At 30.1% G+C, this 25,645-nt stretch carries 22 protein-coding genes; 16 read left to right on the forward strand and 6 right to left on the reverse strand.

Translation table 11 applies throughout. From position 1 onward, the window contains the following. Positions 1–71: 71 nt before the first annotated feature. From ACJDUG_RS03930 to ACJDUG_RS03945, 4 genes are all read right to left on the reverse strand, one after another. Positions 72–2,132, reverse strand: a complete 2,061-nt coding sequence (locus tag ACJDUG_RS03930) for a M56 family metallopeptidase (protein WP_406768577.1) — start codon at positions 2,130–2,132, stop codon at positions 72–74. Between the two features lie 14 nt (positions 2,133–2,146). Then, positions 2,147–2,521 (reverse strand): BlaI/MecI/CopY family transcriptional regulator, encoded by a 375-nt coding sequence (locus ACJDUG_RS03935; RefSeq protein WP_406768578.1) that lies wholly within the window; start codon positions 2,519–2,521, stop codon positions 2,147–2,149. A gap of 80 nt (positions 2,522–2,601) precedes the next feature. Beyond that, a complete protein-coding gene (locus ACJDUG_RS03940) occupies positions 2,602–2,898 on the reverse strand; it encodes a hypothetical protein (protein ID WP_406768579.1) in 297 nt (98 codons plus the stop codon). A gap of 71 nt (positions 2,899–2,969) precedes the next feature. Then, positions 2,970–3,704 carry an NAD-dependent protein deacylase gene (locus ACJDUG_RS03945; protein ID WP_406768580.1) on the reverse strand — a complete coding sequence of 245 codons (735 nt, stop codon included), beginning with the start codon at positions 3,702–3,704 and terminating at the stop codon, positions 2,970–2,972. 546 nt (positions 3,705–4,250) lie between these two features. Here ACJDUG_RS03945 and abc-f point away from each other — a divergent pair. Beyond that, positions 4,251–5,786, forward strand: coding sequence for a ribosomal protection-like ABC-F family protein (abc-f, locus tag ACJDUG_RS03950; protein ID WP_406768581.1), 1,536 nt, complete (start codon positions 4,251–4,253; stop codon positions 5,784–5,786). A 6-nt stretch (positions 5,787–5,792) separates the two neighbouring features. Next, positions 5,793–6,329 (forward strand): FMN-dependent NADH-azoreductase, encoded by a 537-nt coding sequence (locus ACJDUG_RS03955; RefSeq protein WP_406768582.1) that lies wholly within the window; start codon positions 5,793–5,795, stop codon positions 6,327–6,329. Between the two features lie 53 nt (positions 6,330–6,382). Here ACJDUG_RS03955 and ACJDUG_RS03960 read toward each other — a convergent pair whose 3' ends face one another. Beyond that, positions 6,383–7,279, reverse strand: a complete 897-nt coding sequence (locus ACJDUG_RS03960; protein ID WP_406768583.1) for a DMT family transporter — start codon at positions 7,277–7,279, stop codon at positions 6,383–6,385. A gap of 185 nt (positions 7,280–7,464) precedes the next feature. Here ACJDUG_RS03960 and ACJDUG_RS03965 point away from each other — a divergent pair, with 185 nt between their 5' ends. From ACJDUG_RS03965 to ACJDUG_RS03975, 3 genes are all read left to right on the forward strand, one after another. Continuing rightward, on the forward strand, positions 7,465–7,782 hold the full coding sequence (locus ACJDUG_RS03965; RefSeq protein WP_406768584.1) for a hypothetical protein: 318 nt from the start codon (positions 7,465–7,467) through the stop codon (positions 7,780–7,782). A gap of 200 nt (positions 7,783–7,982) precedes the next feature. Beyond that, positions 7,983–8,675 (forward strand): response regulator transcription factor, encoded by a 693-nt coding sequence (locus ACJDUG_RS03970; RefSeq protein ID WP_406768585.1) that lies wholly within the window; start codon positions 7,983–7,985, stop codon positions 8,673–8,675. Further along, positions 8,653–10,860, forward strand: a complete 2,208-nt coding sequence (locus tag ACJDUG_RS03975; RefSeq protein WP_406768586.1) for a sensor histidine kinase — start codon at positions 8,653–8,655, stop codon at positions 10,858–10,860. The genes ACJDUG_RS03970 and ACJDUG_RS03975 overlap by 23 nt, the downstream gene beginning before the upstream one ends. Positions 10,861–10,946: 86 nt before the next feature. Here the strand turns inward: ACJDUG_RS03975 and ACJDUG_RS03980 are convergent, their stop codons facing one another. Next, positions 10,947–11,342: a hypothetical protein gene (locus ACJDUG_RS03980; protein ID WP_406768587.1), complete on the reverse strand. Its 396-nt coding sequence runs from the start codon at positions 11,340–11,342 to the stop codon at positions 10,947–10,949. Positions 11,343–11,528: 186 nt separating this feature from the next. Between ACJDUG_RS03980 and ACJDUG_RS03985 the strand changes: the two genes are divergently transcribed. The 11 genes from ACJDUG_RS03985 (at position 11,529) to ACJDUG_RS04035 (ending at position 25,640) form a co-directional block, all read left to right on the forward strand. Then, on the forward strand, positions 11,529–11,759 hold the full coding sequence (locus ACJDUG_RS03985) for a DUF3892 domain-containing protein (protein WP_406768588.1): 231 nt from the start codon (positions 11,529–11,531) through the stop codon (positions 11,757–11,759). Positions 11,760–11,925: 166 nt separating this feature from the next. Next, positions 11,926–13,119, forward strand: coding sequence for a MalY/PatB family protein (locus ACJDUG_RS03990; RefSeq protein WP_406768589.1), 1,194 nt, complete (start codon positions 11,926–11,928; stop codon positions 13,117–13,119). 172 nt (positions 13,120–13,291) lie between these two features. Continuing rightward, the gene (locus tag ACJDUG_RS03995) at positions 13,292–14,386 is read left to right on the forward strand and encodes a PfkB family carbohydrate kinase (protein ID WP_406768590.1); all 1,095 of its coding nucleotides are present in this window, start codon (positions 13,292–13,294) and stop codon (positions 14,384–14,386) included. 105 nt (positions 14,387–14,491) lie between these two features. Then, positions 14,492–15,412, forward strand: coding sequence for a pseudouridine-5'-phosphate glycosidase (locus ACJDUG_RS04000; protein ID WP_406768591.1), 921 nt, complete (start codon positions 14,492–14,494; stop codon positions 15,410–15,412). A gap of 159 nt (positions 15,413–15,571) precedes the next feature. Next, a complete protein-coding gene (locus ACJDUG_RS04005; protein WP_406768592.1) occupies positions 15,572–17,578 on the forward strand; it encodes a Na+/H+ antiporter in 2,007 nt (668 codons plus the stop codon). Positions 17,579–17,700: 122 nt separating this feature from the next. Continuing rightward, on the forward strand, positions 17,701–18,342 hold the full coding sequence (locus ACJDUG_RS04010) for a sugar transferase (RefSeq protein WP_406768690.1): 642 nt from the start codon (positions 17,701–17,703) through the stop codon (positions 18,340–18,342). An 11-nt stretch (positions 18,343–18,353) separates the two neighbouring features. Continuing rightward, positions 18,354–19,724 (forward strand): nucleotide sugar dehydrogenase, encoded by a 1,371-nt coding sequence (locus ACJDUG_RS04015; protein WP_406768593.1) that lies wholly within the window; start codon positions 18,354–18,356, stop codon positions 19,722–19,724. Position 19,725: 1 nt separating this feature from the next. Next, positions 19,726–21,627: an alginate lyase family protein gene (locus tag ACJDUG_RS04020; RefSeq protein ID WP_406768594.1), complete on the forward strand. Its 1,902-nt coding sequence runs from the start codon at positions 19,726–19,728 to the stop codon at positions 21,625–21,627. Positions 21,628–21,693: 66 nt separating this feature from the next. Continuing rightward, positions 21,694–23,076 carry a phenylacetate--CoA ligase family protein gene (locus ACJDUG_RS04025; protein ID WP_406768595.1) on the forward strand — a complete coding sequence of 461 codons (1,383 nt, stop codon included), beginning with the start codon at positions 21,694–21,696 and terminating at the stop codon, positions 23,074–23,076. Between the two features lie 21 nt (positions 23,077–23,097). Beyond that, entirely contained in the window at positions 23,098–24,147 is a 1,050-nt protein-coding gene (locus ACJDUG_RS04030; protein WP_406768596.1) for a glycosyltransferase, read from the forward strand. Between the two features lie 44 nt (positions 24,148–24,191). Next, positions 24,192–25,640, forward strand: a complete 1,449-nt coding sequence (locus ACJDUG_RS04035) for a lipopolysaccharide biosynthesis protein (protein WP_406768597.1) — start codon at positions 24,192–24,194, stop codon at positions 25,638–25,640. Positions 25,641–25,645 lie beyond the last annotated feature (5 nt).

Here is a 25,645-nt window from a genome sequence, read left to right on the forward strand (position 1 = left end):
GCGGCCTCTGTTATTTATTGCATATTCAGTGTGATGTTTAGAAAAGAATCTATATAATATTATTTTCTGTGCTACCACTGTCTCCCCGGATCATTACTCATGGAATTCACTGTACCTGCTGGATAGAATACATTATAGTGATCCATAACTGGATCAGGATTATCTTTACTAGGCATAGGAAATACCATTTCAACTTTAAATTCTGGACTTGCAATATAGCCAATAATTTCTTCACCACTAATTTTGGCATCATAGGCTGGTGCACCAAGAACAGCTTTTACCTTTGAAAGAGTTATACTTTTAATTTCAATATTAGTGTCACGAATCTCAAAGATTTGATTTCCTTTGTTGAAACCAAACACAATATTATATTTATTATAGGTGGCATATGAGCCTTTAGCAGCAGCTACCCAATCTGTTTTATCAGCCTTTCCAAACTTTTTTTCTACATCATCAATAGTATTTGTTTTAACTAAAAAGTCACAATAACCATTAGTTACCTTTCCCTCTTTAGCAAATTTTATTATATCAGTTAAATTTAAAGCAATGTAATCAGTCGCTTCATTATCTAAATTAGTAGTAGTTAAAGGCTTACCATTTAAAATTGTTTCCACTTCTTTATAACCTGGTAAAAAGGCAAAGTTATAGCGTGCTGGAAGTGCAAAAACATATTTATTATTACGTCCAAGTTCACTAGGATTTATAGGTGCTGCTCCTATATGGAATTCATCCTTTTGAAGGGAATTCCATTGATTAATAGTAAATATCATAATGGGAATATCCTGCATTGGGGTCTTTGGGGTCCATTTTGGGTTTCTAAGAGAAATCATTGGTCCGGTTTCTGCAACCTTATTGGTGCCTCCATGAACAGCAAAGCCTTGCCACAAGCTGTTTACAGCAGTAAAGCCTCTCCAATCTGCAGGTAAAGAAACTCTAAAGCCATATACACCATCGCCGTATATAGATGTTCCTGCACCAGCTGAGGTGGAAGTGGAAACTGAATTGGAATTATTATTAGTATTTGAATTTTGCTGACCATTATTAGAAGCCTCATTTTGATTTGGAGCTGATATTGTGGATTTAACAGGATTATTTATACTTGAACAACCTGCAAGCAGTGTTAAGGTTATAGCTGCTGCAGTCCATTTAATTGTTGTTTTCTTAAAGCTTGAAATCATAACAATTCTCCTTCTATTAAATTTACTAACAAAACCCAGTGTGCCTGGTATCCAGTGGGGCTCAGAAAGCAGTTGAAATAATTTAATAATAGTTTGCCCGTACTTTTTATAGTCTTCAGGTTTTAAGGCTGCTAGAGCTTTAGCGTCACAGGCTATTTCACAATCCTGCTTCATTTGATGCAGTGCATACCAAATTAACGGGTTAAACCAATATATAGATTGTAAGGTAAGCACTAAAGCATTAACTAATAAATCTTCTCGTTTTAAATGACTAAGCTCATGCAGAAAAATATAGCGAAGTTCCTCAGGTGTTAATTTGCTTATTAACTGCTGAGAAATGCTTATTTTTGGGTGGAGTAACCCAAAAATAGCAGGTGATTTAATAGAATTATCATACACAACTTCAACCTTAGGGTTGCTATTTAAAATAGACTTGCATTCTTCAAGTATTTGCAATAGTTCTTTACTTTGGCAAGCTTGAAGCTTTTTAGATTTTAATAAAAGCACTCCATTAACTAAAATAATGTATGAAAAAGTTATAATAACACCTATTATCCATACAAAGGATAAGGTACTAAAAGTAAACAAATTATTTGGCGAAGAACCTTGAGTAGGATTATTCTTCATGTTTAAGGCTGATGCATTAGATTTAGTGCTTAAATTATCTTTATTACTAACAGCAGTAGGCTGTGAATTTACTGCAGCAGTACTTGGAATTGAAGGCTGCAACTCAATAACAGGCTTATTGTATGGAATAAAGTTAAAAGTAGTAAAGGCAGCTGAAGGTGTAAACGGAATAAGTAGCCTTAAAATAAGAAGAAACCAAACATAGTAATGGAAACTAGCGCTAAGCTTATCTCTAAATATACCCTTGACAATTATAAGTCCTATGGTAAGTATGCTGCCCATAAGAGATAATGAAAAAATGTAGTAAAAGAGTTTAGCTAAATTCATTTTTGTTCCCTCCGCTATTTCATTTTTTCATCTAGTAATCTCTTAAGTTCTTCTATTTCCTTTTTTGATAAATTTTCATTCTTAACAAAGTTTGATAGGAGAAGTTGAAGTGAACCCCCATAGACCCTTTGCAAGAAGGAATTCGTTTCTTCCCTCATACAGTCTTCTTGCAAAACCAAGGGATAATATTGATTTAAATTAAATTCTTTATTTACCCCAAGAGCACCTTTTTTTACTAACCTGGCAATTAAGGTCTGTATGGTTTTAGGGCTCCAACTAGTATTTGGTTTTAAATTTTCAATAATTAGCGAAGCAGTAAGTGGTGATTCTTGCCAAAGCACCTTCATTACTTGCCATTCTGAATCAGAGATACGGCAGTTCGAATTCATATAATAACATCTCCCTACAAGTGTAATCTAATTATATATTACACTTGTAGTCAACTCATGTCAATTAGGCTATAAAAAAATTATTTTTTACTATTTGTTTCGTTATTTAACTTGGAATGATCATAATTATTGTTTGACCAAGATATATTATCTATATCATTTGATTGAATAATATTAAAGGCACTTGTACCCTTAATTCTTCCCTTTATTATTTTATTATCTTTTTTTGTATTATCTAGAGCATAATCAGGAGTGGAGTATACACCTTGATCTGTAGTTATATAGCCGTTTTTATTAGATTTAGTATCCTTTTCATCTAATCTAAAACCGTCAACTACACTTCTAAGTTTATCTTCAGATAAATTTTTCTTATTCAAAACTATAACCTCCCTGTTAAAAGTTATTTATATATAGTTTGTTTTTAATTTTTAGAAATATGTTATAAAAACTAAAAGAGAGAATTTATAGCTTCACTTAATACTTTTCCAATAGAATCATTAATTACCAAATTGGCTTTAGAATCAGCGGAAGTAGCACTTTTATTTATTAAAATAAGATTTTTACCGTTAAAATAATCTATAAGTCCAGCAGCAGGATAAACTACGAGTGAGGTTCCACCAATAATTAGAGTGTCTGCTTTTGAAATTGCATCTATTGCACCTCTAATTACATTGTTATCTAAACTTTCATCATAAAGAACAACATCTGGTTTAACAGGGCTGCCACACTTACTGCAGAAAGGAACTCCTTCAGATTCTAAAATAAATTTTGCATCATAAAAGGCATGACATTTAACACAATAATTTCTGTGAACAGATCCATGTAGCTCAAAAACATTCTTACTTCCTGCCTTTTGATGAAGCCCATCTATGTTTTGAGTTATTATAGCTTTTAATTTACCCATTTGTTCAAGTTTTGCTAGCGCTATATGTCCATTATTTGGTTTAGCATCTGGGTATATAAGCTTTGACCTATAAAATTTAAAAAACTCTTCAGGATATTTAACATAAAAAGAATGGGAAACTAATTGTTCAGGAGTAAATGTAATATTTAAATTTTTATTAAATAGTCCATTTGAACTTCTAAAGTCTGGAATCTGAGATTCGGTACTAACGCCTGCACCACCGAAAAAAACTATATTTGTACTTTCTTTTAAAATACTTGTTAACTTATCAATACTCACATAAAGCACCTTCTTATATATTCTATTTAATATTGTTTAGTAATGATAAAAATTAGTTTTAATTAATATAATAATTTTATTATATCTATACTAGCTTTAACTGGAGGAGATGTAAATAGCTTAACTTGTAGCAATAAATAATAAAACTTTTGCTCTTAACCCTATAGTCAACTCTTGCATAGTGATAGAGGTTTCTAAATACAAACAATTATTGACAATACATATTTTAAATAATATAATAATGAAAAATAAAAGAAAGGGAAAGGTATTTGCAGAGAATGAGAAATTAATTCACTTTCAAGGATTATTAAATATACAAAAAGTATCTTTAATTATAGGGTTTTTTTGTAATACATTTATATCTAACCTGTGAGTGGATTATTATTTTACAGTAAATGCATACCTTAAATTTATAGCAAAGACAATAGGCACGGTCTATAAATAGAAATAAAGCTTTCTATTTGGATTTTTTGCTTTAGCTTTATATGCAATTTTTTTTATAGTAATTATTATCCTCTCTAGGCTTAGGCTTAAGGAGGTTTTTTTATGCAATTAATTGAATGTAGAAATATAAAAAAATACTATGGGGATAAAACTATACTGGACATAGAAAGCTTGAAAATATATGACGAGGATAGAATAGGAATAGTAGGCTTAAACGGAGCTGGAAAAACCACCTTAATTCATATTCTTTGCGGCATAGACAATGAATATGAAGGATGGGTAAATAGGAAGGGAAGTTATAGTTATATATCGCAGCTAGATCATGAAAACTATGACAAAATTAGCTTAGAAATTGCTAATAAATTTGGTTCAAGTGAAGTTTGGAAGGAACATCTAAGCGGCGGTGAAAAAACTAGATATAAAATAGCAAGCTGTTTCACAAAAGAAAGTAATATAATATTCGCAGATGAACCAACTAGCAATCTTGACATAGAAGGCATAGAGCTGCTTGAAAATAAATTAAAGGGGTTTAGGGGTGCCCTTGTAATCACATCCCATGACAGAGATTTTCTTGATACCCTATGTAATAAAATAATAGAGCTAGAAAATGGAAAGATAAAAATTTACAATGGCAATTATACATGCTATAAACAGCAAAAGGATATTGAAAAGGAAAGAGAGCTTTTCGAGTATGTGCAATATGAAAGGGAGAAAAGAAGACTTTATGCTGCCATTGAAGATTCAAAAGATAAGGTGAAAACTATAAGAAATGCTCCAGCAAGAATGGGAAATTCTGAAGCAAGGCTTCACAAGATGGGAAATCAAAAGGCAAAAGCAAATTTAAATAGGGCAATAGGAAATATCGAGGCTAGAATAGAACATCTTGAGGAAAAGAAAAAGCCAAAGGAACTTCAGAAGATTAAGCTAGAAATAAAAAACAGTAGTAAGCTTTATGGAAAAATAATTATATCAGGCAGAAATGTTAATAAGTATTTTGAAAATAAGCTTATTTTAAATGCTGCAGAGTTCGATATATACAACGGATCAAAAACTGCACTTATTGGACCTAATGGAAGCTGTAAGACTACTCTCATCAAAATGATAATGTATAAAGATGCAGCTATTAAAATATCACAAGGAGCAAAGATAGGATACTTAAGTCAAGATATGGATATCTTAAATGAGGAATTAAGCATACTCGAAAATGTTATGAAAGACAGTATGTATGATGAAACATTTGCTAGATTACTGCTTGCAGGACTTTTATTTAAAAGAGAAGAAGTTTACAAGAAAGTTGGTGTACTAAGCGGAGGAGAAAAAGCCCTGAAAGAATATGATAAAACACTTTTGTTTGTTTCTCACGATAGAAGCTTTGTTAGAAATATAGCTAATAATATAATAGAAATCAAAGAAGGCAACTTAACTTCTTTCAACGGAACTTTTGATGAATATATAATTAGAAAGAGTAATAAGCATGAAAATAAGGATGAAATAGAAAAGCAAATTCTTGTGCTTGAAAATAGGCTTTCAGAGCTTATAAGTAAACTTTCTATGCCAGGTAGAAATGATATAGTTGAAGAGCTTGATACTGAGTATTATAAGGTTCTTGGGCAGTTGAAGAAATTAAAGAATAAATGAAATCAGTTGCTAATAGAAAATGACATTTGTAATGAATATGTTCCTGAACTTAATTATAAATACTATAAGGACAGGGCAGAGCTTGTTTCAGGGGATGATTATAATAAGCTTACTGATGAAGATAAAAAGGCTGTAGACAGGATTAATAAGCTTAGTGATCAATTTGTAAGTGCTGATGCTTACGTTATAGCAGCCCCTATGTGGAGTGCTTTTTTCCCAGCTAGACTTATAACCTATATTGATTGTGTTATTCAAAAGGATAAGGTTATTAAGATAAATGAGGAAGAAGTTAAAGGGCTGCTTAACGATAAGAATAGAAAGGCAGTTTATATTCAATCTTCTGGCGGAGTGTTTCCAAGGATTTTATCTGGTCAGATTAATCATGGTACAAATTATATAGAAGATATATTTAAGTTTATTGGAATTAAGGATTTTCATAAGCTCATGGTTGAAGGCACAGGTAAAGACAAAGTAGGCATAAAGGGTGCTAAGGAAAAGGCCTTTGAGGAGATGGATAAGATAATAAATAAGATGAGTGATTAATTAGAAAATGCTTAAGCCTAGTGCTGCTTTCAGTGCTAGGCTTAATATCACTTTTATATAAATAAAAGTGAAATACCTACCAAAGTTATAATTGCTCCTAATATTTCTTTTGGTAGTATTTTTTCCTTAAATACAAAAATTGATAAAGGTATTATAAGAATTGGGGTAATAGAGGTTATTGTTGAAACAATGCCAGTTGGTGCATATTGAACAGCTAGCAGTGAAAGTGATACACCCACAAACGGGCCGAATACAGAACCAATGGATATATGCCTCATAGCTTTACTATCTTTAATAGCAAAAAAAACCTTTGACCATTTTTTGGTTACGGTGATAAATATTAAAAAACCAATAATTGCTGCTATAATCCTTATTTGAGTTGCAGCAAAAGGATTATATGAACCCATACCCAATTTACTAAAAACAAGTCCAAAAGCTTGTCCCAATGCACCAATAAATGCATATATCAACCCCTTTATTGGATGAGAAAGCATCACTTTTCTATCATCTGGATTTTTAGTTAAAATTACAATAGCAATTCCTATAATAGTTACTATCATGCCAAAAATGCCTAAGCCTGTAATTCTCTCATTCATAATAATAAATCCAGTAATTGCTGTTATTGGTGGTACAGTAGACATAATTAACATAGATATACGTGAGCCTACCTCTACATAAGCTTGAAATAAAAATAAATCTCCAATAACAAAGCCAATTATTCCTGAAATGGTTAACAAAAACCATGTAGAACTTGATGCATCTATTGGTAAGATCATCCCTCTAGTAAATAAATTAAATATTGAGATTAATATAAATCCTATAACAAGTCTTATTAAATTAACAGATATGGAACCTACTTTCTTTCCTGCAGTTTCAAATGCTACTGCAGTTATTGTCCAACAAAAAGCAGATCCTAGTGCAGATATTTCTCCAAAATGTGATTGAAACATATATTATTTCTCCATCCTAATAGTGTTTAACTGGTTACCTAATTTATATTATATTAAAAATATGGGCAATTGTTCAAGTTAATTTATAGGTTAAGTGGTTGTTAATATTATACTTTTTATAGCACACTTTACTTCTATCAGCATATTATATTAGTAATACTATGTAAATAGGAGTAATAAGTAGTATGGCTATTAAAAAGACAATAAGTCTTCAGGATTACGTTCTTGAAGCAGCTCAGCAAAGATCCATGGAATTATTCGGAGGAAGTATCTCAAATTACCTAAGCTATTTAATATGCAATGATAACAAGGATAGAATTGAGAAATGCCTTCAAAGAATTGAAAACATGAAGCCAGTAAGAACATCTGAAACTAAAACTGCTCAGTTTGAAAGTGATTGCCCTTATTGCGGTAAAAAAATAAAAATAGGAGAAACAATTTACAATGTTCTGCTTAATAATGGATTTGAAAGATGTGTGCATAAGCACTGCAGCAGAGAATAAAAGATAGACCATCATAAAAAAGTATGCAAAACTAAATGCATACTTTTTTACGTTCAACATTTAACTATAAACTTAAGAATTTTGTAAGAAATTTGAAAAGTGATTTGTTAAAATTATACTTTATAATAAAGATATTGAAGTTAATATGTTAAGAAGGAGGTGTAAGATGGTATAATTTAACTAGAAGGGATGGAAAGTTTATGTCAAAATATAATGTTTTAGTTGTAGATGATGAAGATGAAATTAGAGATGCTATAGAAATTTATTTAAAAAATGAGGATATAAAAATATTTAAAGCAAAAGACGGTTTAGAGGCGCTTATGATATTGGAGGAAGAAAATATTCATCTAATTATTATGGATATCATGATGCCAAGAATGGATGGTATGAAGGCAACTATTAAAATAAGAGAAAGCAAAAATATTCCAATTATAATGCTTTCAGCAAAGTCTGAAGATATGGATAAAATTCTTGGACTAAATGTTGGCGCAGATGATTATGTTACTAAACCCTTTAATCCGTTGGAATTAATAGCTAGGGTAAAGTCTCAGCTTAGAAGGTATTTGACACTGGGAAATCATATAATAAACAATAAAGAAATAGTAACAGGGGGACTTGTTTTAAATAAAGAAATAAAACAAGTTACTGTAGATGGACAAGAAGTAAGGCTAACTGCAATAGAGTATAAAATCTTGCAGCTTCTAATGGAGTATATGGGACGTATTTTTTCAATTGAAGAAATCTATGAAAAGGTGTGGAATGAGCCTTCTTATAACGTAGATAATACTGTAGCTGTACATATTAGAAGAATAAGAGAGAAAATTGAAATCAATCCAAAGGAACCGAAATATTTAAAGGTGGTGTGGGGTATTGGATATAAAATTCAAAAATAAGTATATAAACATAATAGCTTTAGTACTTTCAATATTTTTACTGTCCACTTCTATGATTGCAGGTGTTGAATGTTGGAATAATAGAAGGTATCTAAACACAAACCCTTACTTTCACAGCAATGAATTTATAAACGAATTAAATAATTTTTTTAATAATCTTAAATCATATACTACAACCTATAAAGATTATGATAAAAAGACTGATGATGAAAAAATAAACCAAGATGAACTAACTCAATTGAAGCAGAACTATGATAATATAGTGCAGCAGAAGGTAGATGAAGTTAAAGCTAAATATGAAACTCAAGTAAATCAGATTAATAATAACGCAATAAATCCTTCACAGCAGCTTACTAAAGAAGAAATTGATAGAAAAATTAATAACTTAAAGCAGCAGGAAAATAACGAAGTTGAACAAGTAAATAAAGAAAATACAAAATCCATAGAGGATATAAAAAAGGAACTCGTTGATAGAAATATTAAAGACTATAATAATATTAAGAATCAGCTTCAAGCTAAAGGAGCAATAAAATACTATATCAAAGATGGAACAAATAATGAAACCTACACCAATATAGTAGATTTAGATAATATAGATAATTATTTAAAAACAAAAGCCCTATACAGCATTAGCTTTCCGAGAAACTTATTTGGTGAAAGTAATTTAACATATATAAATAGCTATTTTAGCTCTAAGGGTATGGAGGGCTACTTAATAGTACCAAAGGAGTCTGAGGGTTTTAGCTACATACATGCAAATTACAAATATTATAATTCCGTAAGAAACAGAGTGGCTTTTGAACTTTTACTTTGCTTATTAACTTTAGCAGCAGGAGCAGCGGTTTTAACTTATACAAAACGAAAGACCTTTGAAGGTTTTGGCTATTTTAATAAACTTCAAGCCATATTTAATAAAATTCCTTTTGACTTGAGTATTTTAATATTTCTCATATATTGTCCCTACGCTAAAAATATTATTGATAGATCAGGTGGGTTAATTATTAGACCTCCCGGAGCCGATCAAATAAAGCCATTTCTAGTTATAGGAATTTATATGCTATTTTGGTTTGTATTTTTCCATGAAGTTTTACCTTTAATAAAGGACAAAAGCAAAATTAAAGATAAATTTCAAAACAGCTTATTCACAAAAATTATAAATTTTACTGGAGAACATTTAAAATCTAACGGGATTTTTTATAATATAATTGTATTTTTTATACTTTCTGCATTGTACGGTGCATTTTTATTTCTATTATGTGCAGCTTTTTGGGGAAGCGCTGCACCTATAATTGCATTTTTATTTATTGTATACTGCGTTTATGTATTGGTATATCTCATTAATAAAATTAGCTATCTAGATAAAATAATAAAAGGAACCGATGAAATTGCCTCCGGAAACCTAAATTTTGCTATTGTGGAAAAAGGAAAAGGAAACTTATCTAGATTATCTCATAATATAAACAACCTTGAAATTGGGATTAAAAAGTCAATGGAAGAACAAATGAAAAGTGATAGGCTTAAATCAGAGTTAATTACCAATGTATCTCATGATTTAAAAACTCCCTTAACTTCAATAATTAATTATGTAAATTTACTTAAGCAGGAAAACCTATCAAAGGAGGAAGTAGACGGCTATGTAACTGTTCTAGACAAAAAGACAGAAAGACTAAAACTTCTTATAGAAGATTTATTTGAAGCCTCAAAAATGGCAAGTGGAGCAGTTGATCTAAATATAGAAAAAATAGATACAGCTCAGCTTTTAAGACAGTCCCTAGCGGAATTAGATGAAAAAATCAAAAATTCCTCATTAACTTTCAGAGTGAATATACCTAACAGCAAAGTCTATGCAAACTTAGACGGAAAGAAAACTTGGAGAATTTTTGAAAACCTAATTGGCAACATTTTAAAATACTCTCAGCCAAATTCTAGAGTTTATATTGATCTTGCTGAAGATTTTAATAACATAGTAATAACTATGAAAAACATATCTTCCTATGAAATGAATTTTGATGTGGATGAAATTTTTGAAAGATTTAAACGTGGTGATTCTTCTAGAAATACAGAAGGCTCAGGCCTTGGACTTGCAATCGCTAAAAGTATAGCTGAACTTCAAGGTGGAAGTCTTAATATTGAAATTGATGGAGACTTATTTAAGGCAACTGTTAAATTCATTAAAATAATATAATTGAGTGTTTAAAAAAAGTTAGAGCCCCATGAGACAAATATTAAATTATCTCATGGGGCTCTAATGAATAAATTAAAATTATAACTTTAAGACCTTCCCTTAAATTCAGTTCCACATTTTTTACATGTAATTACGATTTTGCCCTTTTTCCTTGGAACTCTAAGTTTTTGAGAACAATTAGGACATTTAAATACTTTGAATTTTCTATTGTCCATAATAGATGCCTTTGTTCTATAAAACCACAACTTTAATATAGAAAGATAATTTTCAAATACTGCTAGTTCTTGATATCTTTTGTATTTATTTTTTGAAATACTTCTCCAAAGGCTGTAAATAACTATTGCATAACCAAATATAGCAGTATATTTTCCAGTAGTTAAAATAACACCAATAATAATAAGGTATTTTGAAAGCTTATCAAAGCCATAGGAATCTCTAAATTGATATGAAAGTTTACTAAAAATATTTTTAAAGTTCAACACTATATGCCCCCTAAAATGACTATAATCATAGATATTTAATTAGAACATTATACCTATGTTAGCACAGCGGATATACAGCTACAATAAGAATTGTGTTAATTTTTTATAAATTTAATGGGAATAAAATTAAGTATAAAACCAATAATATTATAAATAGTTGAATATTAATTATAAGGAGGCTCAACAATGGATAATAAATCAAAGATACAAAAGGTAAAGAAAAATCCTGATGGTGATATTACAGATGTAATGTTAGACAATGGGAATGTGTATTCAATAAATGAAGCAATTATGATGACTAGAGACGGACTCATTGAGGGAGTTAATGTTGGTAAAGCTAAAAATGGCAGAGAATATTTACGAAGCAACCCTAATGGTGAGGAAGACGATAATCTAGAAAATAAGCCAACATTTTAAAATTATATATATTTAAATATAGCCCTATGGATTAATAACTTATAAGATAGTTAAGGACATTATCCATAGGGATTTTTTTCGGCAAGAAATGGTAAAGAGATGATGAAATATCCTGGATATTGCTATAAAATATTTATTATAGATAAATTTAGTGGGAGGAATACATATGTTAGAGAAAAATCTCAAATATGATTTTGAAACGGTTATAAATAGGACAAATACTGGTTCAGCAAAGTGGGAACTTATGAAAAGTTGGAATCCTAAGGTATCAGATGGGACAGTACCTTTTTCAGTTGCAGATATGGAGTTTAAGAATGCACCTGAAATTATTGAAGGGTTAAAGACATTTATTGACTATACAGTTTTAGGCTATACAGAGCCAACAGAAAATTACTTAAGGTCTGTATGCAGCTGGATGAAGAGAAGACATTACTGGGATATAAAGTCTGAATGGATAGTGGAATCTCCTGGGGTAGTACCTGCTTTTTTTTCAGCAATTAAGGCTCTAACTGAGCCAGGGGATGGAATAATAATAATGACTCCTGTTTATTATCCATTTTATATGGCTATGGAAAGAAATAATAGAACAATTATTAAAAATCAGCTTATAAAAAAGGAGGACACCTATGATATAGATTTTGAGGATCTTGAACTAAAGGCAAAGAATCCTAAAGCAAAAATACTACTCTTTTGCAGTCCTCACAATCCAATAGGAAGAGTTTGGTCTAAAGCTGAACTTGAGAGAGTAGGAGAAATATGTTTAAGAAATAATATTCTAATAATATCAGATGAGATACATTTTGATATTATTATGCCTGGTTTTAAACATAGGGTATTTGCAACAATTTCGGAAGAATTATCAAATAATATGATTATTTGCACAGCTCCAAGTAAGACCTTTAATTTAGCTGGACTACAAGTATCTAACATAATAATACCAAACAAGCAAATTAGAGAAGCCTATGTAAAAGAAGCCCAGTCAAATGCCTTTGTTTCATTAAATATATTAGGCTATAAAGGTTGTGAAATAGCTTACAATGAAGGTGAAAGCTGGCTAGAGGAACTTATAAATGTAATCTATCATAATCACCTGGTGCTTAAAAAATACATTGAAGAAAATATACCAAAAATTAAGGTGTTTGATCTTCAAGGAACCTACCTTCAATGGATGGATTTTAATGGACTTGGACTTAATAAAGATGAACTTGAAAAATTATTACACGAGGCGAAACTTTTCTTTGATGAAGGCTATGTCTTTGGGGAGGAGGGAATTGGCTTCGAAAGAATGAATTTAGCATGTCCTACAAATGTGCTATTTAATGCTTTAGAAAAACTAAGAAAATTGATAGATAGGAATTAGCTTTTTCGGACAATTTTATTATGGCTAGCTAAAAGTTGTATAAAAATATTTCTTAATAATATTACAAAAATAACACTAATATTTATAAAGTATTGCTAAAGTAGAATATTAGTGTTATTATTTATTTATAAACAAGTGTTTAGTTAATAAGCACATGTTGGGAGGTGAATTTGTGACAAATAGAGAAGAAGAAATTTTAGATTTGCTTAGAAAGAATCCTATGATATCACAAAATGAATTAGCAGATATTTTAGGAATAGCAAGGTCCTCAGCAGCAGTTCATATTACTAACCTCATAAAAAAAGGCTGCATACTTGGGAAAGGTTATATTTTAAGGGATGAAGCCTATGTTACTGTTATTGGTGGAACCAACATGGATATAGTTGGATTTCCTGATAAAAAGCTTATTGCAAGAGACTCAAACCCTGGTAAAGTAAGGATTTCCACAGGGGGAGTAGGGAGGAATATTGCAGAAAATTTAGTGAAATTCGGACTTCATACAAAGCTTATAAGTGCAGTTGGCGATGATGTTTATGGCAATAAAATTATGGATGAAGCTAGAATTATAGGTCTTGATATGCAGGATTCCCTTGTACTTAAAGGCCAACAGACCTCAACTTATTTGGCAGTTTTAGATGAATCAGGAGATATGTCTGTAGGAATAGCACATATGGATATTTTTGATGATCTAAGCATTGATTTTATTAAGAATAAAAATTATATTATTGATAATTCAAGGCTTTGTGTTATAGATACAAACATACCAAAGGATGTAATAGAATACGCCTTAACTACGAATAAGAAAACAAATTTCTTTTTAGATACAGTATCTACCACTAAGGCTATGAAGGTTAAAGATTTAATTGGTTATTTTCATACTATAAAGCCTAACAAAATTGAAGCTGAAATGCTTTCGGGCATCTCAATTAATTCTGATGAGGATTTTAAAAGAACCTCGTTTTATTTCTTAAATAAAGGAGTAAAACAAGTATTTATTAGTCTAGGAGAACAAGGCGTATTTTATGATGATGGAGTAATTAGCAAACTTGTAAAGTCTCCTAAAATAGAAGTAGTTAATGCAACAGGTGCAGGGGATGCTTTTATAGCAGCTCTGGCATACAGCCACTTTAACCAATTTGATATTGATTTAAGTACTAGATTTGCAATGAGTGCTTCTATTGTTGCATTATCCCATGAAAACACAATTAATCCTAACATGTCTGTTAATAATGTTAAAACTAAAATGAAAGAATTTAATTTAATATAATCCAAGAAGTATTTAATAATTAATTGTCATTAAATATTAATAAAAATATAAGAAGCATAAGAATAATAATACTTGTGCAGCATAAGGAATATGAGGAGGAAAATTATGTTAGAAAAATATTTAGACATTAATCCAGAGGTTGAAAAAGCACTAAAGGAAGGAAAGCCAGTAGTTGCTCTAGAGTCTACTATAATATCACACGGTATGCCATATCCTAAAAATGTTGAAACTGCATTGGAAACTGAGAGAATAGTTAGAGAAAACGGATCTATACCAGCTACAATAGCTATCTTAAAGGGCAGACTAAAGGTAGGTCTTACAAGGGAAGAAATAGAATATTTAGGTAAAGGTAAAGAGGTCATTAAGACAAGTAGAAGAGATATACCTTTTATAATTGCAAAAGGTGCAGATGGAGCAACTACAGTAGCATCAACTATGATAATTGCTGCTCTAGCAGGAGTTAAGGTATTTGTAACTGGTGGAATAGGCGGAGTTCATAGAGGAGCACAGGAAACCTTCGATATCTCTGCAGATTTACAGGAGCTTGCTAATACAAATGTAGCTGTTGTATGTGCAGGAGCAAAATCCATATTAGATATAGGACTCACTTTAGAATACCTTGAAACTAATGGAGTGCCTGTTGTGGGTTTTGGCACAGAGGAAATGCCAGCCTTCTATACTAGAAAAAGCGGATTTAACGTAGATTACAGAGTTGATACTCCTGAGGAAGTGGCTGCGGCTATAAAAACAAAGTGGGACTTAGGCTTAAACGGTGGAATGATTATTGCAAATCCAATACCTGAAAAGAATCAAATGGATTATGATACTATAAATAATGCCATTGAAAGTGCATTAAGAGATGCTAAGGAAAAAGGTATAAAAGGAAAAGAAACTACACCTTTCTTACTTGCAAAGGTTAAAGAAATTACAGGTGGAGACAGTCTTGAGTCAAATATACAGTTAGTTTATAACAATGCAAGAGTTGGTTCTAAAATTGCGGTTGAGCTTGCTAATCTAGGTAAGTAATATAAATAATAAGACAGGCAGCCACATGAGTTATTAATTATTTATAAATAACTAATAACTCATGTGGCTGCCATTATTTATAAATTGTTAACTTAATGAGAGCTATAAATATGATATAATATTTATATATACTTGTGAAGAAGGTGAGGTAATAGATTATTGGAGATATTTATCATAGTATTAATTCTTTTAATTTGTATTGGGATTTCTAATGTTTTAAATAGGTTTATACCAATGATACCTATTCCGTTAATACAAATTGCATTAGGAATGCTTTTGGCTGTTTTACCTTTAGGCATTCATATGCCTTTAAATCCAGAACTCTTTTTGGTTCTTTTTATTGCCCCACTTCTATTTAATGATGGAAAGAGAGTTTCAAGAAATGAGCTTTGGAATCAGAGAATTCCTATACTGCTCATGTCACTTGGGTTAGTTTTTGTAACCGTATTCGTTTTAGGTTATGTTATTCATTTAATGATACCTTCTATCTCTTTATCAGCTTCTTTTGCACTAGCTGCCATTCTTTCACCAACAGATGCCGTTGCTGTTCAATCTTTATCAAAAAGAATTAATTTACCGGGAAATATAATGCATCTCTTAGAAGGGGAAGCACTAACTAATGATGCATCAGGTTTAGTAGCCTTTAAATTTGCAGTTGCTGCTACAGTAAGCGGAATTTTTTCTTTAACTCAAGCAACCTTTAGCTTTTTCATAATAGCAATAGGTGGTGTATTAGCTGGAGTAATTTTATCCTTATTAGTAATAAAGCTTAGAAGGTTCATAAGAAGATTAGGTATGGAAGACGTTACAGTTCAAATGTTGATTCAAATAATAACTCCTTTTTTTCTTTATTTAGCTGCTGAAGAATTAGGAGTTTCGGGAATTTTAGCAGTGGTTGCAGGCGGAATTGTTCATGCATATGAGCATGAAAGAACTGAATCGTTTATGTCAAAGCTTCAGGTTGTTTCAGTAAGCACCTGGTCAGTAATCATATTTATATTAAATGGGCTCGTTTTCTTAATACTAGGACTGCAAATTCCTGCAGTAATTAAAGTGATTTTTTACGACGAGAAATATGATAACCTTCAGGTTTTTGGTTATATATTAGCAATTTCAGTTATTCTAATAATTATAAGATTCATTTGGGTATATATTTTCTATGAAGGTAAATTTGCCTTTAGAAGAAAGGAAATGTTCAGTAGAACAAGGCTCAAGTTTTCTATTTTAACCTCCATTTCTGGTGTTAGAGGATCTGTAACATTGGCTGCAGCCTTCTCAATCCCCTATGTTATTCAAGGCGGTAATGCATTTCCACAGCGTGATTTAATCATTTTTATATCAGCAGGAGTTATACTTTTTACCTTAATTGAAGCAAGCGTGTTACTTCCTTTACTTTCTAAAAAAGAAAAGCATGTAAATAGAGAAAATGTGGATAGGTTAGAACACTTAGCACTTATAAAAGTAATTGAAGCCACTGTTAAGGTACTAAGGGACGAAATGAATGATGAAAATAGAAAAGCTACTATGTATGTTATTTCTAGTTTTAATAAACAAATTAGAAATGGATATAGAAACACAGACAAGTTTAAATTAACCATGGAATTAAGTGAAATAAAAAAAGATGTTTTTACAGAAGCCCTTGAAGCAGAAAAAAAGGAAATAGAACATTTATTTGAAGCAGGTCAAATTTCAAGGCAGGTATATTTTGAACTTGTGGAGATTTATAGTCATGCAGAAACTATTCTAAAAGACGGGTTTAAACACAGATTCAAATTTGCTATATCAACTGCTAAGAAGCTCATTTCAAAATTATTATCCTTAAGAAAAAAATCAAACCTTTTATTAATTAAAGAAGTAGAACTTGCTCAAATAACCGTATATAAAGGTGTTATTTTAGCTATTAGAGATAAAATAAGTGAAGAAAATAAAGCAGCTTCCTTAGAGTTAATTTCACACTATAATGAACTAATCTCACGGCTCCATAGAGGAGATTTGCCAAATAATCTTGACCAGTTTAATGAAATCAAAAGAAAAATTCAATTTAAAGCTATAGAAGTTCAAAGAAAGGAAGTTCAGCTTCTATTTGAGAATGGTGAAATAAATCGTGATATTGCAAATAAGCTTCGTAAATTTATCAATTATTGGGAAGCTTCTATATTAGATTAAGTGAAATGGCATCCATATGACTTGCAAATAAGAATAAGTCATATGGATGCCATTTTATTCATATTATATTACATAATATGTGAGGGGTGATAGAAATTAAAATCATAAATGATTACGAAGCCATAGCACCTAACGATAATCTAAGAATTAATGATAAATCGTTATACTATCATATTTTAAAGAGGATTATTGATTTATGCGGTTCTGTAATTGGAATGATAATATTTGCTCCACTCATGTTAATAACAATGCTTGCAATAAAAATAGATTCTAAAGGTCCAGCTATTTTTTCACAAGAAAGGGTTGGCAGAGCACATAAAACTTTTAAAATGTATAAGTTCCGTTCAATGAAATTGAATGCTGAAGAAGAAAAACATTTACTTATAGATAGAAATGAAATGAGCGGACCTATGTTTAAAATTAAAGAGGATCCCAGGATAACTAAAATAGGAAAATTAATCAGATGTACTAGTATAGATGAACTACCACAGCTTATAAATGTATTAAAAGGAGAAATGAGTTTAGTTGGACCAAGGCCTAGTTTGCCAAGTGAGGTAAGTAAATTTGAAAAATGGATGTTAAAAAGATTAGAAGTTAAACCTGGCCTTACTTGTTACTGGCAGGTTAGAGGAAGAAATGAAATTGGATTTATTGATTGGATGGAACTTGACTGTAAATATGTTGATGAAAGAAATACTTTTGTTGATATCTTACTTATTTTTAAAACTTTCAAGAAGTTTTTAGGTGACAAACACGCAAGGTAGGAGGAAAAATAATGGAAAATACAAATATAGTAGACTTCCATTTTATGAATTCATTGATTGAAAGCAGTAACAAGAAAGCTAGAGATGAGAGGATATGTGTTATTGGACAAGGGTTTGTTGGACTTCCACTTGCCTTAAGTTTTGCACTACGAGGCTGTAGAACAATTGGTGTAGATGTTGAGGAACCCTTAATTTCAAAAATAAATGCAGGTATAACTTCCCATACTGAAAAATTTCATGAAATGCCCATAGAAAAAGTACTAAAGTTACAGTTAGAAGCTAACAGGTATATAGCTACAACTAATGCTGACATGGCTATCCAAAATAGTAATGTCATTATTGTAACTGTAGGCATTCCAATAGAAGAAGGAATTCATAAAATGGATTATCTGGAAAGTGCCTGTAGGATCATCGGTAAAAATATAAATAAGAATAGTTTAATAATAATTAGAAGTACCGTAATACCAGGAACCACAGAGGAGCTAATACTGCCTATTATAGAAGAAGAATCTAATATGAAAGCAGGAAAGGACTTTTATCTTGCTTATGCCTCAGAAAGAATCGCAGAAGGGCTTGCCTTCGAGGAATTTGAAAATATGCCAACCTTAGTAGGCGCCGTAGATGAAGAGAGTTTAAATAGGGCAGCAAAGGTATTAGCTATAGTATGTAAAACAGAAATAGTAAGGGCTAGCTGCATAAAAGCCGTGGAGACTTCCAAGGTATTTGAAAATGTTCAAAGAGATGTTAATTTAGCTATGTCCCAGGAGTTTGCAAGATTCTCTGAAGCAATGGGAGTAGACATTTTCGAAGTAATTAAGCTGGCAAACACACATAAAAGAGTTAATCTTTTAGTTCCAGGAGCAGGAGTTGGGGGCTATTGCATACCAAATGCCTATTACTATCTTCTTCCTAAGGCTAGGGAATACGAAGTTGAGCTTGAAATGGTGAAGCTTGCAAGAGATACAAATTCAAATATGCCTCTCTTTATAGTTAGCAAGGTAAAAGAATTATTAAATATTGAAGGAAAAAGATTGGAAGGAAGTAAAATTGCAGTTTTAGGGTTGGCAATGAAGGACTATTCAAATGATGATAGATTAAGTCCTCCTATAGAAATATGTAAGCAGCTAATAAACTTAGGCGCTGAGGTAAGAGCTTATGACCCTATAGTTACTACAGAACATGATTTCAAAGTTAAAAGTCAAGAGGAAGCTTTATGTAATGCAGATGCCCTCATTATACTAACAAAACAAGTGGAAATAAAATACTATCCTTTTGAGTATTTAAAAAAGGTAATGGCTGAAAAAGCAGTTTATGTTGATTGTAAGGGAGTATTAAATATGAAGGAAGCAAAAAAACATGGGATTAATTATTGGAGAATTTGAAGTGAGTAATATTAAGAAATTAATAAAAAATTTAATTAAGAGAGTATATTTCTCACTTTTAGGAACCTTTGAGAAGTTCATCACAGAAGATATTAAATGTGATTACTTTATGGACTTTAAAACAAAAACTAATTTTTTCTTTAATTTATCAGAGAAAAATAATTATCTGAATGTATTAGAAAAGCTTAAAAAAGTAGATGAAATAAAAAAGGACGGAGAAATGATTTGCTGCCACGTATTTAATTTATTAGCTTCAGGGGATAAATATTTAGGTGAATGCATTGAATGGTGCAGGGACTTTAAGACAGGTTTTAAATGGGAAAATAAATATTACAAGAATATAAAGATTGTTGATTTAAATAATAATTATGATGTGAAGATTCCATGGGAACTTTCACGCTTTCAGCATTTTTTTACTATAGGAAAAGCATACTTACTAACAAGCAATAAAAAATATTCATTGGAATTTACAAAGGAAATTAAGGATTGGATAGATAAAAATCCTATTAAAAGGTCAGTAAATTGGACATGCACCATGGAGGCAGCTATAAGAGCTGTAAATTGGATAGCAGGCTATTTCTTCTTTAAAGAAAGTAATATAGGAAAGAAATTTTGGAATAAATTTAATAAAAGCTTATATCTTCATGGTGAATTTATATTTAAGAATTTAGAAAATAAGGGATTGGTTACAGGTAATCATTATCTTTCTAATATAGTTGGCCTCATATGGTTAGGCCTATATTTTAAAGATTTTGAAGATCCTAGGGGGAAAAATGCACCTAAGTTATGGTTAGATTATGGTATTAAAGAAATAGAAAAGGAAATGTTGACTCAAGTAAATGAAGACGGGACTGACTATGAAGCTTCTACTGCTTATCATAGATTGGTAACTGAGATGTTCTTATTGACAACCATAATCTGCAATAAAAATGATATAAAGTTTTCAGATAAATATATGAGTAAATTAGAGAAAATGTGTGAATTTTTAATGGATATAACTAAACCAAATGGATTAGCTCCATTAATTGGAGACGCCGATGATGGAAGATTTATTATACTCTCAGATTATCATACTTGGGTAAAAAGGGATTTTAGACATATTCTCTATATAGCAGGAGAATTCTTTAATAGGGAGGACTTTAAATTTTATGGAAGGGAATACAAAGAAGATGCATTATGGATTATAGGTCCAGAGATTGCTTTAGAAAGCATTAATCCCCCTATAAAACTAAATTCTAAAGCCTATAAAAATGGAGGATATTATGTACTGCGAAATGAAAAAATTCACTGCTTAATTAGGTGTGGAGAGCTTTCTTTCAGAGGGTTAGGGGTTCACAGTCATAATGATCAACTAAGCTTTGAATTAAATGTAGATGGGGAGGATTTTATTATTGACCCTGGGACATTTGTTTACACAGCTGATTATAAAATGAGAAATCTATTTAGATGTACCAAGATGCATAACACCATAAGTATAGAAGGCTGCGAACAGAATTATTATGAAGAGCAAAATTTATTTTATATGAAGGAACAGACTAATGCTAAATGCATGGAATTTGACGGTAATAAATTTGTTGGAAAGCATTATGGCTTTAGGGATAAATGCGGAATTATACATGAAAGAACTATTTTATTAATGGATGATCATATAGAAATAACAGATAAACTTATTAGTGAAAACAAAAATGTATTAAATAAAGACTTAAATATAATAGCTAATTTCACTTTAAGTGAAGGTGTTGAAGTTGTTAAATCTACAGATTCAATAGTTCTTATTAAAAACAAGAAGAAAATAAAATGGAACTTTTCAAACGATATAATAATAAAGGATAGCTACTTAGCAAGGAGTTACGGTGATTTAAAAGATACTAAGAAGCTTGAAGTTTTTATAAACTTAAATTAGTTGTACTAATGGAGATATTAAAGTAAAGCTTTGATATTAGATTAGCCATGGAAGGATGGTGTAATAATGCTGAAGCAATTAATAAAAGGCTCTCCTGGATTTATAGAGAAACCAGCTAGATATATATATAGCAGTATTCCTGATTGTATAAAATATGGAACTAAATATAGAGAACAATATAGTTTTCTTAAAGATTCACAATTTTGGAATCAGGAACAACATGAACAATACCAGATAATTCAAATTAGGAAGCTTTTAGAACATGCATATAATAATGTTCCTTACTATACAAAAAGATTTAATGAAATAGGAATAAAACCTCAAGACATAAATAATTTTAAGGATTTCAAAAATTTGCCCTATTTAACAAAAGATTTAGTTCGTAATAATATTAATGATTTAATAGATAAAAATTATGACAGAAGAAATTTAAAATATGTTACATCAGGTGGGACTATGGGAATTCCAATGGGATTCTATGTTGAACCAAAGGCTGATAAAGCAAGAGAATGGGCTTTTATTACTAATTTGTGGTGTAGGGTTGGATATAGTGTAAATAGAATTAATAAATGTGTAATTTTAAGAGGTATCATACCTAAAAAGGGATTTTATGAATATTTAGGCAGAGACCTAATTCTATCTTCATTTCAAATGTCTGAGAAAAACCTTAGGTACTATATAGATTTAATTGATTCTTTTAATCCTGATTTTATACAAGCATATCCATCTTCAATTCATTTATTATCTAAATATATTTTGAAAAACAACGTCAATATTAATTTTAATAAGCTAAAGTGTATATTATGCTCCTCAGAAAACTTATATCAAAATCAGAGATTTGATATAGAGCAGGCATTTGGTGTAAGGGTTTATAATTTTTATGGTCATTCAGAACATGCATGTATTGCAGGTGAATGTGAGCAAAGTAAAAATCTTCATATACAAAGCGAATATGGATATACTGAAATAATTAATGAAAATGAAATAGATGTAAGCGAGAAAGATGAGGTAGGAGAAATAGTAGCTACAGGGTTTAATAATTATGTAATGCCATTTATTAGATATAAAACCGGAGATTTAGTAGTAATTTCAAAAGAAAAATGCAAATGTGGAAGAAGTTATAAAATAATTAAAGAATTTAAAGGAAGAAATCAAGATTATATTGTTGACAAAACTGGAAGTTTAATTTCATTTATATGTTCTGATGATGCCTTATGGAATGTTAAAGATAAAATTTCAGCTTATCAATTTGTACAAAATGAACCTGGAAAAGTGATACTGAATATAGAATCAAATGAAAAAATTACTATTGAAGATTTAAAAATTATTAATAATGATTTTAGTATATTTTTTCATAGTATTGATTTAGATATAAATATGGTTGATTTTATCGAAAGAACTAAAAGAGGTAAATTTAAATTTTTAGTACAAAATATAGAAGTTGATTAATAAAAGGAGGAAAAATTTTAATTGATAGTTCAGGTAGGGCCTTACCCCAAACCTATCGGAGGAATTTCAGTATACATAAAAAGAATGAAACATTATTTAGACTTACAAGGTATAAATAATGAGGTATGGGATATAAGTGGAATAAAAAAGTATGAAAATGGAGTACGTCAAATAAGACTAAGGTATATTCCTATAATGCTTATATTAAAAAAGGATATTGAAATAATTCACTATAATTTATGTGGTATTATGCCTAAAATTTATATTTCTATTTTTAACAAAATACTTTTAAGTAAAAAGAAAAAAATAATAACTCTTCATGGTGATAATGCAGATATTATTAAGAAAAGTAAGAGAGTTTTCATTATGACTTTAAATACCTTTGATTGTATAATTTGCGTAAAAGCAGGTGATTCAAAAAAGCTTAAGAATGAAGGGGTAAAGAAACCAATATATGATTTGCCTGCCTTCATAGTTCCTACACAATCTACAGATATTGAGTTGCCTCAATACATACAGAATTTTATAAAACAGAAAAATTTTATAATTTCTGCAAATGCTTCATCTATTCAATTTAATAATAGTATTGACTTATATGGAATAGATATGTGTATAGACTTAGCTGCAGCATTGAAAAATAAGGGCTTTAAAATTGGAATGATATTTTGCTTACCTTATATTAATAATGATTTTTATTATAAAGAATTAATTTGCAGAATAAATGAAAATGGAATACAACAGGATTTTTTGTTTGTACATGAAAATATGGAACTATGGCCGATAATTGAGAAGTCACAAATTTTTATCAGACCAACCTGTGATGATGGTTATGGAGTATCTTTGGCGGAAGCTATTTATTATAATGTTCCAGCAATTGCAAGTGATGTATGTGAACGACCAGAGGGAACCATAATATTTACATCTAGGGACATAAAAGATTTATATAAAAAAACAATTGATATCATAAATAATTATGATAATTATAAAGAGAAAATTAGAAACATTAAAATCCAGGATAGCACTCAAAAATTATTTGAAATATATAAAAGAATTTTAAGGTATAAAAGCTAGAGTATTTAAATTTTCAACTTCCAAAATGATTGGAGTTAAAGTATATGGTAGATGATAATAGGTTTGCGAGGTTAGGTATACTATATGCAATAGGGCAAGTGGTATCAAAGGGAATTTCATTTGTTTTATTACCCATCTATATAAAACAATTAGGGATGATTGGTTTTGGACAACTTTCATTAGTAGATGCTGTGCTTGATTTTATAGCTTCCTTTACAATATTAGGAATTTACTCTGGCTATATAAGATTCTATAGGGATTATAATGAAGAACAGAGATTAAGCTTAAAAAATACTGCTTTAAGCTTTGCGTTATTAATTAGTATGTTAAATATAATCTTATCACTAACCTTGGGCAAATATGTTTCTAGCTTTATTTTCAATTTTAATAATTCATATTACATTTTATTATTAGTAGTTGCAAGAAGTATAATTAGCCAATTAGTTATATTGTTAATGTGTGATTATGGATTAAATTTTAAAGCTAGGATTAATGTTACCTTAAACTTAGTGAATCTCTTACTTAATCTAGTTTTTACCTTTGCTTTAGTTGTATATAAAAAACGCGGAATTATTGGAATTTATGAAGGTTATATCCTGAGTAATTTGATAATGTTTATATATTTAATGAAGGTTAAGGATTCAAAATTTAAATTTGAAGTGGATAAAGATATGTTAAGGAATATGCTTAAGTTTTCAGTGGGCTTAATTCCATCCTGTATAGCAGCTACTATATTAACATTATCCGATAGATATTTTCTTAAAGGCTTTAGAGATATTACTGCAACAGGGATATATTCAGTAGGTTACAAGTTTGGGATGCTTATAGAACCACTATTTGTTTCTCCTTTTAAGCAGATATTTACACCATATAAATTTTCAATTTGGAAGGATAAGGATTCACAAGACAAATTTAATAGTTTCTATTTTAAGTATCATTTCATTGGCTGTTTCATAGCACTTGCAATTTGTATCTATAGCAAAACTATGATAATGTTGCTTAGTTCTAAGGATTCTATAATTGCCTATAAAGTTGTTCCACTAATTGTTATGGCCTATTTTTTTTATGGAAAAGCTTCCTTTTACAGCATGGGCATACAAATAAAAAACAAAACTTATTATGATGGATTTATAATGCTTTCAGCAGGTGCAATAAATTTAATTTTGAATCTTATATTAATTCCTAAACTTGGAATGTATGGAGCAGCGGTATCAACAACAATATCATATTTAGTTATGAATTGTATATATGTTAGATTTTCGTTGCCGCTATACTATATAAAATTTGAAGGCAAAAAAGTATATAAAATATATTTTATGACTTTTGTATTATATTCAATTTATTATGTAATTAGCATTTTAAATATATTTATATTGTTTGAAATAATTATAGGAGCAGTACTATTAACAAGTTACATAATTTGCTCAGTGCACTTTAATTTAATTTCTTTAAATGAGCTAACAAATTATTTGGTAAAAATTAAAAAAAGTTAAATTAT

Origin of the sequence: Candidatus Clostridium stratigraminis (assembly GCF_045310675.1) — a bacterium.
GTDB classification, from domain to species: Bacteria; Bacillota; Clostridia; order Clostridiales; family Clostridiaceae; genus Clostridium_AT; species Clostridium_AT stratigraminis.